Source organism: Pseudomonas huaxiensis, assembly GCF_003231275.1.
In the GTDB taxonomy this organism is placed as follows: domain Bacteria; phylum Pseudomonadota; class Gammaproteobacteria; order Pseudomonadales; family Pseudomonadaceae; genus Aquipseudomonas; species Aquipseudomonas huaxiensis.
In genome coordinates this window covers 247,478-259,871 of record NZ_QKVL01000007.1, presented here as the reverse complement: position 1 = coordinate 259,871, position 12,394 = coordinate 247,478, and the positions used below count along the sequence as shown (strand labels likewise).

The 12,394-nt window shown below is 61.8% G+C and carries 12 protein-coding genes; 10 read left to right on the top strand and 2 right to left on the bottom strand.

Going from position 1 to position 12,394, the window contains the following annotated elements:
• Positions 1–72 precede the first annotated feature (72 nt).
• Both DM374_RS11700 and DM374_RS11695 read right to left on the bottom strand, forming a co-directional pair.
• Positions 73–1,293, bottom strand: a complete 1,221-nt coding sequence (locus DM374_RS11700) for a CaiB/BaiF CoA transferase family protein (protein WP_110969947.1) — start codon at positions 1,291–1,293, stop codon at positions 73–75.
• A 14-nt stretch (positions 1,294–1,307) separates the two neighbouring features.
• Positions 1,308–2,489 carry an acyl-CoA dehydrogenase gene (locus DM374_RS11695; protein WP_095159134.1) on the bottom strand — a complete coding sequence of 394 codons (1,182 nt, stop codon included), beginning with the start codon at positions 2,487–2,489 and terminating at the stop codon, positions 1,308–1,310.
• Between the two features lie 165 nt (positions 2,490–2,654).
• Here DM374_RS11695 and DM374_RS11690 point away from each other — a divergent pair, with 165 nt between their 5' ends.
• The 10 genes from DM374_RS11690 to DM374_RS11645 all read left to right on the top strand — a co-directional run bounded on the left by DM374_RS11690 (position 2,655) and on the right by DM374_RS11645 (position 12,394).
• A complete protein-coding gene (locus tag DM374_RS11690) occupies positions 2,655–3,581 on the top strand; it encodes a LysR family transcriptional regulator (RefSeq protein ID WP_110969946.1) in 927 nt (308 codons plus the stop codon).
• A gap of 406 nt (positions 3,582–3,987) precedes the next feature.
• Complete coding sequence (locus DM374_RS11685; protein ID WP_110969945.1) at positions 3,988–5,109, top strand: Re/Si-specific NAD(P)(+) transhydrogenase subunit alpha; 1,122 nt, start codon at positions 3,988–3,990, stop codon at positions 5,107–5,109.
• 11 nt (positions 5,110–5,120) lie between these two features.
• Positions 5,121–5,438 (top strand): NAD(P) transhydrogenase subunit alpha, encoded by a 318-nt coding sequence (locus tag DM374_RS11680; RefSeq protein WP_009403440.1) that lies wholly within the window; start codon positions 5,121–5,123, stop codon positions 5,436–5,438.
• A gap of 2 nt (positions 5,439–5,440) precedes the next feature.
• Positions 5,441–6,877: an NAD(P)(+) transhydrogenase (Re/Si-specific) subunit beta gene (locus DM374_RS11675; RefSeq protein ID WP_110969944.1), complete on the top strand. Its 1,437-nt coding sequence runs from the start codon at positions 5,441–5,443 to the stop codon at positions 6,875–6,877.
• Positions 6,878–7,055: 178 nt separating this feature from the next.
• A complete protein-coding gene (locus DM374_RS11670) occupies positions 7,056–8,549 on the top strand; it encodes an acetyl-CoA hydrolase/transferase family protein (protein ID WP_110969943.1) in 1,494 nt (497 codons plus the stop codon).
• Between the two features lie 319 nt (positions 8,550–8,868).
• Positions 8,869–9,084 carry a DUF1127 domain-containing protein gene (locus DM374_RS11665; protein WP_095159017.1) on the top strand — a complete coding sequence of 72 codons (216 nt, stop codon included), beginning with the start codon at positions 8,869–8,871 and terminating at the stop codon, positions 9,082–9,084.
• A 278-nt stretch (positions 9,085–9,362) separates the two neighbouring features.
• Positions 9,363–9,680 carry a DUF2388 domain-containing protein gene (locus DM374_RS11660; RefSeq protein WP_110969942.1) on the top strand — a complete coding sequence of 106 codons (318 nt, stop codon included), beginning with the start codon at positions 9,363–9,365 and terminating at the stop codon, positions 9,678–9,680.
• Positions 9,681–9,799: 119 nt separating this feature from the next.
• Positions 9,800–10,090 (top strand): DUF2388 domain-containing protein, encoded by a 291-nt coding sequence (locus DM374_RS11655; RefSeq protein WP_110969941.1) that lies wholly within the window; start codon positions 9,800–9,802, stop codon positions 10,088–10,090.
• Positions 10,091–10,118: 28 nt separating this feature from the next.
• Complete coding sequence (locus DM374_RS11650; RefSeq protein ID WP_110969940.1) at positions 10,119–10,439, top strand: DUF2388 domain-containing protein; 321 nt, start codon at positions 10,119–10,121, stop codon at positions 10,437–10,439.
• Positions 10,436–12,394 (top strand): DUF7844 domain-containing protein, encoded by a 1,959-nt coding sequence (locus tag DM374_RS11645; RefSeq protein ID WP_110969939.1) that lies wholly within the window; start codon positions 10,436–10,438, stop codon positions 12,392–12,394. Before DM374_RS11650 ends, DM374_RS11645 begins: the two co-directional genes overlap by 4 nt.

The following is a 12,394-nucleotide window of genomic DNA, read 5'->3' as shown; positions in this document are numbered from 1 at the left end:
AACTAATTTGAAATTGATCCAAATCAGTTTTTGAGGCCCCGCTTTATTGCCTCTATATATAGAAACGCTGCCTTAAAGAACCTTGGCCTCGCGCAAACGCAGGATGTCATTCGCTCCCAGCCCCAATACGCTGCTCAGGACCCGCTCGGTATGTTCGCCCAACAGCGGCGGAGCATTGCGGTACTCGACTGGCGTCTCGGACAGTCGAATAGGACTGGCCACCTGCGGAACGCTGCCTCCCAACGAATGAGGGATATCGATGGCCAGACCGCGAGCCTTCACCTGCGGGTCCGCGAACATCTGCGCCAGATCGTTGATCGGGCCACAGGGCACACCTGCCTGCTCCAACTGACTGACCCACTCGGCCGTGGTCTTGAACACCGTAGCCTGGCGAATCAGCGGGATCAGCTCGGCGCGGTTGGCTACCCGCAGCTTGTTGGTAGCGAACCGCGGATCGTCCGCCCACTGAGGCTGACCCGCCACCTCAGCGAACTTGCGGAATTGGCCGTCATTACCCACCGTCAGGATGAAGTCCCCATCTGCCGTGGGAAAGTCCTGATAAGGCACGATGTTCGGATGTGCGTTACCCAGCCGCCGCGGAGGTGTGCCCGTGGTGAGGTAGTTCATTGCCTGGTTGGCCAGACAAGCCACCTGCACATCAAGCAACGCCATATCGATGTGCTGCCCGCCGCCATGCTGATCGCGGTGGGCGAGGGCGGCCAGGATGGCGACCGTGGAATACAGCCCGGTGAGGATGTCCGTCAGCGCTACGCCAACCTTCACCGGCCCGGCGCCATCTTCGCCCTCGGGACGCCCGGTCAGGCTCATCAGTCCGCCAAGGCCCTGAATCATGAAGTCGTAACCGGCGCGCTTGGCATACGGCCCGGTCTGGCCGAAGCCAGTGATCGAGCAATAGATAAGCTGTGGGTTCACCTGACGCAAGCTTTCATAATCCAGGCCATAGGCCTTCAGCCCGCCCACCTTGAAGTTCTCGATGACGATATCTGACTTCGCCGCCAGCTCGCGCACCAGGCGCTGACCCTCAGGCTGGGTGAAGTCGATGGTCACCGAGTGCTTGTTACGGTTGGCGGACAGGTAATAGGCCGCCTCACTGGTGTTCTCGCCGTTGGCGTCCTTGAGGAAGGGCGGGCCCCAGGCCCGGGTGTCATCGCCCGCACCTGGACGCTCGACCTTGATGACTTCCGCCCCCAGGTCCGCGAGGATCTGGCCGGCCCACGGCCCGGCCAATACCCGCGACAGATCCAGGACCCGCAAATGAGAAAGCGCGCCCATGGGCTGGCTCCTTATTAATAGAAGGCCTGGATACCGGTTTGTGCGCGGCCGAGGATCAGCGCGTGCACGTCATGGGTACCCTCGTAGGTGTTGACCACTTCGAGGTTGACCAGGTGACGGGCAACACCGAACTCATCGGAGATGCCGTTGCCGCCCAGCATGTCCCGCGCCAGACGGGCAATCTCCAGCGCTTTGCCGCATGAGTTGCGCTTCATGATCGAAGTAATCTCAACCGCAGCGGTACCTTCGTCTTTCATGCGACCCAGACGCAGGCAGCCCTGCAGGCCCAGCGTGATTTCGGTCTGCATGTCGGCCAGCTTTTTCTGGATCAACTGGTTGGCCGCCAGCGGGCGACCGAACTGCTGACGATCCAGGGTGTATTGGCGAGCCGTGTGCCAGCAGGCTTCAGCGGCACCCAGGGCGCCCCAGGAAATGCCGTAGCGCGCCGAGTTCAGGCAGGTGAACGGACCTTTCAGGCCGCGCACGTCCGGGAAGATGTTCTCTTCCGGCACGAACACGTTGTCCATGACGATCTCACCGGTGATCGAAGCCCGCAGGCCGACCTTGCCGTGAATCGCTGGGGCGCTCAGACCTTGCCAGCCTTTCTCCAGGACGAATCCACGGATATCGCCGGCATCGTCCTTCCCCCAGACCACGAACACATCGGCGATCGGGCTGTTGGTGATCCACATTTTGCTGCCGCTCAGGCGATAGCCGCCATCGACTTTCTTCGCCCGGGTAATCATCGAACCTGGGTCGGAGCCGTGGTTCGGTTCGGTCAGACCGAAGCAGCCGATCCATTCACCGCTGGCCAGCTTGGGCAGGTATTTCTGTTTCTGTGCTTCAGTACCGAACTCATTGATCGGCACCATCACCAGCGAGGACTGCACGCTCATCATCGAGCGGTAGCCAGAATCGATACGCTCCACTTCACGCGCGATCAGGCCGTAGCACACGTAGTTCAGGCCACTGCCGCCGTACTGCTCGGGAATGGTCGCACCCAACAGGCCGACTTCGCCCATTTCGCGGAAGATCGCAGGATCGGTCTGCTCATGACGGAAGGCTTCCAGCACGCGCGGCGCCAGCTTGTCCTGGGCGAAGTGGAAAGCGCTTTCACGCACCATGCGCTCTTCTTCGGTGAGCTGCTGATCGAGCAGCAGCGGATCGATCCAGTTGAAGCTTGCTTTGCCGGCCATGAGGGAGTCCTCGAAATGGGGAAGGGAGATGTTTTTGTCGTGCATTGATCCTAGGCCGGAACGGGCAGGGCGACAAACGAGGATTGCGCATACTCTTGTGATGATTTCTCACTCCGTGGCAGGCTGAGAGGCCATTTCCACCGCTAATTAGTGAGGTTGACGTATATGCGGCGCAAGATCCCCAGCACTACGGCCCTCGTTTGCTTCGAGGCCGCAGCCCGCCACGAGAGCTTCACCAAGGCGGCGCAGGAACTGTCCCTCACCCAAGGCGCCGTCTGCCGACAGATCGGTGGCCTGGAGGAGTTCCTCAATGTCGAACTGTTCCGCCGTTCACGGCGCGGAGTAAAGCTAACCGAGGCGGGACTGTCCTACAGCCGGCGGGTGGCGACACAACTGGATGCGGTGGAACGCGACACCCTGTCGGTCATGGGCCAGCAAGGCGCCAACGTGATCGAACTGGCGGTCGTGCCCACCTTCGGCACGCAATGGTTGTTGCCGCGACTGAAGGACTTCCAGCAGCGCCACCCGGAGGTGACGGTCAACCTCACGAACCGGACGCGGCCCTTCCTGTTTGCCGACACCCATTTCGATGCCGCGATCTACTTTGGCGATGCCGACTGGTCCGGTACGCAATCCCACCGCCTTATGGGAGAAAACCCGGTGCCGGTGTGCAGCCCTTCGCTGCTGGGCCCGCATCCGCACCTGGAGCCCCAGGCCATCGCGCAACTGCCCTTGCTGCAGCAAACCACCCGGCCCTACGCGTGGCGCCAGTGGTTCGACAGTGTGGACATGAATGTCGCCCGGGACATGACAGGCCCACGCTATGAACTATTCTCGATGTTGGCCCAGGCAGCGATGCATGAGATGGGTGTGGCACTGATCCCACCCTTCCTGATCCAGCGCGAACTGGAGGAGGGCCGCCTGGTGATCGCCAACCCGCACGCGCTGTCCAGTATCAAGGCGTATTACCTGATGATCCCGGAAAGGAAGGTGGAATCAGCTTCCTTGCGTGCTTTTCGCGACTGGCTGGTGAACGAAGCCCACCGCTACGCCGCAGCCCACAAGGACGAGAGCGGTTTGCTGACCCAGTAGTCAATAAACCAAAAGCCCTACAGATGTATATAAATGTCGCATAGGCGACAACTGTTTCAGTCGCCCTCAAAACCCCGTCAAACCCCACTGTTTTCGGGGCTTTCCTGCCATTCAAACGACGTTTTTCATAGCCCACATGAAAATTGTCAGAAAATTTTTAATTTTTCTTTTAATGTCGCTAAACCCCGTGTTTGAAGGGCTGGAGCCGAATCGTTGCGACATACGGTCACAGGGTGACTTGTAGTTTGTTTGTCGTTTCCATTCAGAACCCATTGAAGCGATTCAGGATCGCTTGCAAAATGCCGCGCCCCGCCTCGTTCTGGCGGGATCGTGCTGATCGGCCGCCCAGACGCACCAACCGTAGTGCGCTGGTTCAACTACAAAAGATCACGCAGGAGAATACGACGTGCACATTGGTGTTCCTCTCGAAACGCAGACGGGCGAAACACGGGTCGCTGCCACTCCCGAAACCATCAAGAAACTGGTGGGACAGGGTCATCAAGTCACTGTGCAACGCGGAGCCGGCCTGAACGCCAGCATCCCGGACAGTGCCTATGAGGCTGCCGGCGCCGTCATGGGAAGCGCCGCCGATGCGTTTGGCGCGCAGCTTGTCCTGAAAGTTGTAGCGCCCGACGACAGCGAACTGGGCCAGATCAAGAGCGGTACCGTGCTCGCGGGCATGCTCAACCCGTTCAACAACGAACTCATCGCCAAGATGGCCGAATGCGGCATTACCGCCTTCGCCCTCGAAGCCGCGCCACGCACTTCCCGGGCCCAGAGCCTGGATGTGCTGTCCTCGCAGGCCAACATCGCCGGTTACAAGGCTGTGTTGCTCGCCGCTCACCACTATCCACGCTTCATGCCGATGCTGATGACCGCCGCCGGTACGGTGAAAGCCGCCCGCGTGCTGATTCTCGGCGCCGGTGTGGCCGGCCTGCAGGCCATTGCCACGGCCAAGCGCCTGGGTGCGGTGATCGAAGCCTCGGACGTACGTCCGGCGGTGAAGGAGCAAATCGAATCCCTCGGTGCGAAGTTCCTTGATGTGCCGTATGAAACCGACGAAGAACGCGAATGCGCCGTCGGCGTCGGCGGCTATGCCCGACCAATGCCGGCCAGCTGGATGCAGCGTCAGGCGCAAGCCGTACACGAACGCGCGAAGCAGGCCGATATCGTCATCACCACCGCGCTGATCCCAGGCCGCAAGGCACCGACGCTGCTCAGCGCCGAGACCGTGGCGCAAATGAAGCCAGGCTCGGTGGTCATCGACCTCGCCGCGGCCCAGGGCGGTAACTGCCCGCTGACCGTCGCCGACCAGGTGATACAGGTGAACGGCGTCACTATCGTCGGCCCGACCAACCTGCCCGCGCAGGTCGGTGCCGATGCTTCGGCGCTGTACGCCCGCAACCTGCTGGACTTCATGAAGCTGCTGTTCGACAAAGACGGCGCGCTGACGATCAACCTCGAAGACGGCATCGTCGCCGCGTGCCTGATGTGCCGCGACGGCCAGGTCATCCGCAAGAACGGATAAGGAGCCAGACAATGGAAGACATGCTGATCTCTCACGGCGTCTATAACCTGATCATCTTCGTGCTGGCGATCTATGTCGGTTACCACGTGGTCTGGAACGTCACGCCCGCGCTGCACACCCCGCTGATGGCGGTCACCAACGCCATCTCCGCCATCGTCATCGTCGGCGCCATGCTCGCCGCCGCCCTGACCGTCACCCCGCTGGGCAAGGTCATGGGCACCCTCGCGGTCGCCCTGGCAGCGGTGAACGTATTCGGTGGATTCCTCGTCACCCGGCGCATGCTGGAGATGTTCAAGAAGAAGGCCGCAAAGGCTGAGGGGCAGAAGTAAAAATGAGCATGAACCTGGTAACTCTTCTCTACCTGGTCGCGTCGGTGTGCTTCATCCAGGCCCTGAAAGGCCTGTCGCACCCGACCACGTCCCGCCGCGGCAACCTGTTCGGCATGCTCGGCATGGCACTGGCGGTGGTCACCACCGTCGGCCTGATCTACAAGCTTGGCGCCGAGCTGGCCACCGACGGCATCGCCTACGTGCTGGTCGGCTTGCTGGTCGGCGGCAGCGCCGGTGCGATCATGGCCAAGCGCGTTGAAATGACCAAAATGCCGGAACTGGTGGCGTTCATGCACAGCATGATCGGCCTGGCGGCGGTGTTCATTGCCATCGCCGCGGTGGTCGAGCCGCAATCGCTGGGTATCGTCAACAGCATCAGCGACCCAATTCCCGCCGGTAACCGCCTGGAGCTGTTCCTGGGCGCGGCCATCGGCGCGGTCACCTTCTCCGGTTCGGTCATCGCTTTCGGCAAGCTCTCGGGCAAGTACAAGTTCCGCCTGTTCCAGGGCGCACCCGTACAGTTCGCCGGTCAGCACAAGCTCAACCTGGTACTCGGCCTGGCCACCATCGGCCTGGGCCTGGTGTTCACCTTCACCGGCAACCTCACGGCCTTCGCAGTCATGCTGGCCCTGGCGTTTGTGATGGGCGTGCTGATCATCATCCCGATCGGCGGCGCGGACATGCCCGTGGTGGTATCGATGCTCAACAGCTACTCGGGCTGGGCGGCGGCCGGTATCGGCTTCTCGCTGAACAACTCGATGCTGATCATCGCAGGCTCGCTGGTGGGTTCGTCCGGTGCGATCCTCTCGTACATCATGTGCAAGGCGATGAACCGTTCCTTCTTTAATGTAATCCTCGGCGGTTTCGGTGGTGCGGCAGATGCCGGCGGCCCGGCGGGCGCGCAGGAGGCTCGTCCGGTGAAGTCCGGCTCGGCCGACGACGCAACCTTCTTGCTGAGCAACGCCGACACCGTGATCATCGTTCCCGGCTACGGCCTGGCCGTGGCCCGTGCCCAGCACGCACTGAAGGAACTGACCGAGAAGCTGACCCACAACGGCGTGACCGTGAAGTACGCGATCCACCCGGTGGCGGGCCGTATGCCTGGCCATATGAACGTGCTGCTGGCGGAAGCCGAAGTGCCGTATGACCAGGTGTTCGAGATGGAGGACATCAACTCCGAGTTCGGTCAGGCCGACGTGGTGCTGGTGCTCGGCGCCAACGACGTGGTCAACCCGGCGGCGAAGAACGATCCAAAGTCGCCGATCGCCGGCATGCCGATCCTGGAAGCCTTCAAGGCCAAGACCATCATCGTCAACAAGCGCTCGATGGCCAGCGGCTATGCCGGTCTGGACAACGAACTGTTCTACCTCGACAAGACCATGATGGTCTTTGGCGACGCCAAGAAGGTCATCGAGGACATGGTCAAAGCGGTGGAATAAGCCCCTCGCGGTACTGTGACAAAAAGCCCCAGCGCGGTAACGCCTGGGGCTTTTTCGTCCCCGGCCCGCCGACGGAAGGCTCTATTTCCGGGCTTCGCCTACGACCTTGGTCGCGCGACGAACATTTGCGAAATCACTAGACTGCGCATCTAGCTTCAGTAGCCCGAGATAACAATCCATGTACCGTGATCGCATTCGCTTGTCCTCGCTGCACAGTAAAGTCATGAGCGCGGAAGACGCCGCCGCCCTGATCCAGGACGGCATGACCGTCGGCATGAGCGGTTTCACCCGTGCCGGTGAAGCCAAGGCCGTTCCCCACGCACTGGCCGAACGGGCCAAGCAGTCGCCGCTGAAAATCAGCCTGATGACCGGCGCCAGCCTTGGCAACGACCTGGACAAGCAACTGACCGAAGCCGGTGTGCTGGCCCGCCGCATGCCATTCCAGGTCGACAGCACCCTGCGCAAGGCCATCAACGAAGGCAAGGTGATGTTCATCGACCAGCACCTGTCGGAAACCGTCGAGCAACTGCGCAACGCCCAGCTCAAACTACCGGATATCGCTGTCATCGAAGCCGTGGCGATCACCGAGCAAGGCCACATCGTGCCGACCACCTCCGTGGGCAACTCGGCCAGCTTCGCGATCTTCGCCAAGCAAGTGATCATCGAGATCAACATGGCGCACAACGCCAACCTCGAAGGCCTGCACGACATCTATATCCCGACCTACCGCCCGACCCGCACGCCAATCCCGCTGGTCAAGGTCGACGACCGCATCGGCAGCACCGCGATCCCGATCGACCCGGCGAAGATCGTCGGCATCGTCATCACCAACCAGTCCGACTCGCCGTCCACCGTGCTGCCGCCGGATGAAGAAACCCAAGGCATCGCCAACCACCTGATCAACTTCCTCAAACAGGAAGTCGATGCTGGCCGCATGACCAACAAGCTCGGCCCGCTGCAGGCCGGTATCGGCAACATCGCCAACGCGGTGATGTGCGGCCTGATCGAGTCGCCGTTCGAAGACCTGACCATGTACTCCGAAGTGCTGCAGGACTCGACCTTCGACCTGATCGACGCTGGCAAGTTGAGCTTCGCGTCGGGCAGTTCGATCACCCTGTCGAGCCGCCGCAACGCTGACGTGTTCGGCAACCTGGAGCGCTACAAGGACAAGCTGGTGCTGCGTCCGCAGGAAATCTCCAACCACCCTGAAGTGGTCCGTCGCCTGGGCATCATCGGCATCAACACTGCGCTGGAGTTCGACCTGTACGGCAACGTCAACTCCACTCACGTCTGCGGTACGCGGATGATGAACGGCATTGGCGGCTCGGGCGACTTCGCCCGCAATGCGCACCTGGCCATCTTCGTCACCAAGTCGATTGCCAAGGGCGGCGCGATTTCCAGCGTCGTTCCGATGGTCAGCCATGTGGACCATACCGAGCATGACGTCGACATCCTGGTGACCGAGCAAGGTCTGGCCGACCTGCGCGGCCTGGCTCCCCGCGAGCGCGCCCGGGTGATCATCGACAACTGTGTGCACCCGGATTACCGCGAGGCGCTGAACGACTACTTCACCCGCGCCTGCGAGCGTGGCGGTCATACCCCTCACATCCTGCGTGAGGCCCTGGCCTGGCACGAAAATCTTGAAGAAACCGGCCGCATGCTCGCCGGTTGATCCAGGACAGTTGGCAGCCGGTGACGCGCAATGCGCACCGGCTGTACAGTTGCCCTATTCAAATCCACAAAAACTGTTCTACTGTACCGGTAATATCCCCCAGCTTTTCCTCCTCCCGACTCCTCCCTTGACCACAAATGCACCAAAAGCGCGCAGACCAGTACAGTTACGCGTATTTTGAGTGCAACAGCACCCTTAAACAGTTAACTGGACCCTCACAATCAAGGCGAACTGTATCTACTGTTATGGACGGCGGAGGAGGATCATTGGCATCAGTTAAACCACTAGCCAATGCCGCCATAAGCGGAAGGAAGACATCATGGAACGTACCCTCAGTTCCGATCTGATTTTCGAAAACAACGCTCAACAATCCCAAGCCGCTCTGCCTCTGCGCCTGCTGGCTAACCTGATGCTGTGGCAGCGCCGCATCTCCAGCCGCCATCAACTGGCTCGCCTGGATGCCCGCCTGCTGGCCGACGCCGGTATCAGCGAAGCACAGCGCTACGAAGAGCTGAGCAAGCCTTTCTGGCGTTAAGCCAGGAGCGCCGGCCAAGGCCGGCACCGAATTCCGAGAAACCCGTCGCAGGTAACTGCTGACGGGTTTTTTCGTTCTGGAAGGTGCGAAATAGAGCGCTTGGTTCAACAAGCAGTACAATTCTATAAATTCAAATAAAGACCATAACAGTTACATCCGACGCCGTTTCGCTTACCCCGTGTTACGCTTGTTTCACGCAGCTTGACTCACCCGTAACGCAATAAGCTGAGCGCGCGTCTGACATTCAGATAACCAAAGCCCTACTCAGGAGATCGACCATGTTCCGTACTCGCTTGCTTGGCGCCGCCGTCTTGCTGGCCCTGGCCTCGACTGCCCAGGCCACCAGTTTCGTGGTCACCACCGACGCCGTCGTAGGTGCCGTGGCCGCTTCCACCGATGCCACCTCGGATGTGTCCTCCTCGTTCCGTGACGACAAGATCGTCCGCGCCGCACGTGACGACGCCGCGAGCTTCGTCGCCAGCAACGGCGATATCCGTGGCGCGAAGCTGGAAAGCGCCTTCGTCCACATCCGCCAGCAACAGCCAACGCTGCAGGCCAGTGACGCACAACTGGCCCAGGCGATTCTGGCGATTTGATCCGACACGGGTCCGCCATTCGCGAAACACCAGGCAAAACACCCGGGCCAACCGCTCTGGCCCGGGCTTACACATTGGGATAGCCTTTGCCGCCTCGATTCCGGAGGCATTGTTTCCCCATGCGTTATTTGCCATTGCTGCTTGTGCTGTTCGGGCCCGGCACCGCCCTGGCCTTCGATATGACCACTGCCACACTCGTCGTCAGCGGCTACGCCACCAGCCAGGTGACCACCGCACCATTCGACCGCAAGTGGGTCAGGGCCGCCCGCGATGACGCTGCGGCCTTCATTGCCAGCGACGGCCAGTTGCGCGGCGCACGGCTGGAGGCGGTCATCCAGCGGTTGCGCCATGAGAACCCCGAACTTCATGCTGCCGACCTTGAACTGGCGCAGGCAATTCTCGTCCAATGACCACACCTGTTTTTCCCGGAGATGTTCCATGCGTAATCCGCTGATTGCCGCCACTCTCGGCTTCCTGCTGCTGGCCGATGTAGCCCAGGCACACACCGTGGTCGCCACCAGCAACATCATCGTCCGCGCCTTTGGCCGTTCGATCGATTTCACATCTGACACCACCACCTCGATTCGCGACTCGAAAGTCGTCCGCGAAGCCCGCGACGATGCCGCCTGCTTCGTCGCCAGCAACGGCGACATCCGTGGCGCGCAACTGGAAGCCGCGTTCGATACCCTGCGCCAGCGCGTCCCGGAAGCCCGCCAAGCCAGTGATCAGGTCCTGGCCGAAGCCATCCTGGCCCTGTGAAATCCCTGCGTAACTGGCTGCTGAGCGGTGCACTTGCACTGTTCAGCGTCCCCGTGCTGGCCGACCTGCAACTGGTATTGCAGGACGACAGCCTGACTTCATCCCAGCGCCAGGCCACCCAGGCGCTGCTGGATGAAGCGATGGAGAAACTTCCGCCCAGTTTCAAGACCCGCCTCGACCGCACCATCACGGTCAGTTGGGACGCGCGCATGCCCGAAGACGCCTACGGCCAGGCCTCGCTGGTGTCCACACTGGCGCTCAATCGCCGCCTGCTGCCCAGCCTCACCGACGGCAGTGCGGCCACACAGAAAACCGGTCGCCCCCATGGCACCGTGCGCCAGGAATTGCTGGCCACCGTCCTCCACGAAACCACCCATATCTACGACCGTGCCCGGCTTTGGCCGGACGACGAGCGTCGGCTGATCGTCCAGTGCAAACGCCAGAACGACAGCCAGGGCAAGGTGGGGCTGCGCGACGAATGCCGCGGCCAGCCCGAACGCCGCTTCACCCTCAGCGATGATCCGCGCCTGCTCGACCTTGCCGGCTGGCCGCAATACGTTGGTCGTCGCGGCGAACGCGAGCAGCACAATCGCCAGATCGCCCGCAGCCCGGACAGCTATGAGCTGAGCAGCCCCAAAGAATTTATCGCGGTCAACATGGAGTACTTCCTTCTCGACCCGAGCTATGCCTGCCGCCGCCCGGCCTTGCAGGCTTACCTGAACAAGCACTTCGGCTGGGCGCCAGCGCACCCGGCCTGCGAGCCGGCGCTGCCGTTCCTCAATGCTGGCAACGATTTCGCCAAGCAACCGCTGGGGCAAATCGACCCAGAGCGCGTTTATGCGGTGGATTACCTGCTGGCCGAAGCCAACCAGAACTGGGTCAGCCGCTGGGGCCACAGCATGCTGCGCTTGGTGATCTGCGCCCCTGGCCGGCCACGCGGGCCGGACTGCCGCCTGGATCTGGACCAACACCTGGTGCTGTCGTACCGGGCGTTCGTCAACGATGTGCAACTGTCCAGTTGGGACGGCCTGGTCGGCGCCTACCCGTCACGACTGTTCGTGCTGCCGCTGGGCCAGGTCATCGATGAATACACCAAGACCGAGCTGCGCAGCCTCGCGTCCATCCCGCTGAAGCTGTCCCGCGAGGAGCTGGAAGCCTTGGTGCGTCAGGCCCTGGAGATGCACTGGAGCTACGACGGCAATTACTTCTTCCTGTCCAACAACTGCGCGGTGGAAACCCTCAAGCTGCTGCGCAGCGGCACCGCCAATCCGCGCCTGACCAGCCTCGACAACATCATGCCCAACGGCCTGCTGGAAGTGCTCAAGGGCCGCGGCCTGGCCGATACCAGCGTGCTGGACGACCCGCGCGAGGCGCTGCGCCTGGGTTATCGTTTCGATTCCTACCGTGATCGCTATCAGGCGATGTTCCAGATTCTCAAGAAGCAGTTGCCGGTCCCCGCCGACAGCGTCGAAAGCTGGCTGGAACAGAGCGCCGAACAGCGTCGCCCGTGGTTCGACCGCGCCGACCTGCGCACCAGCGCCGCCTTGCTGCTGCTGGAACAGGCCGGACTGCGCCGACAGTTGCTGCTGGCCCAGGACGAGGTCAAGCAACGCTACCTGACCGGGCGTGCGCTCGAGGACGGCAGCGTGGCCAAGGCCAACAACACCTTGCAGCAGATCCTCGCCAACAGTGGCTTCCTGAGCAAACCGGCGGAATTGCTGGGGGAGGGTGGTTATGGCCTGCCGCAGCCCGCCGAGCGCCAGCAACTGGAGCAGAGCAGCAGTCAGCGCCAGCAACAGTTGCAGGCGTTGAGCGTGGACCTGGACACGGAAGTACGCGCCTTGCTCGGGCCGGAGCGCGCGGCGCAGATCAAGGCGGTGGAGGCCAATATCAAACAGCTCGGCGAGCACCTGCGGGCCTTGCACAAGGCCGCGGGCGGACTGGAGCTGCCTTAG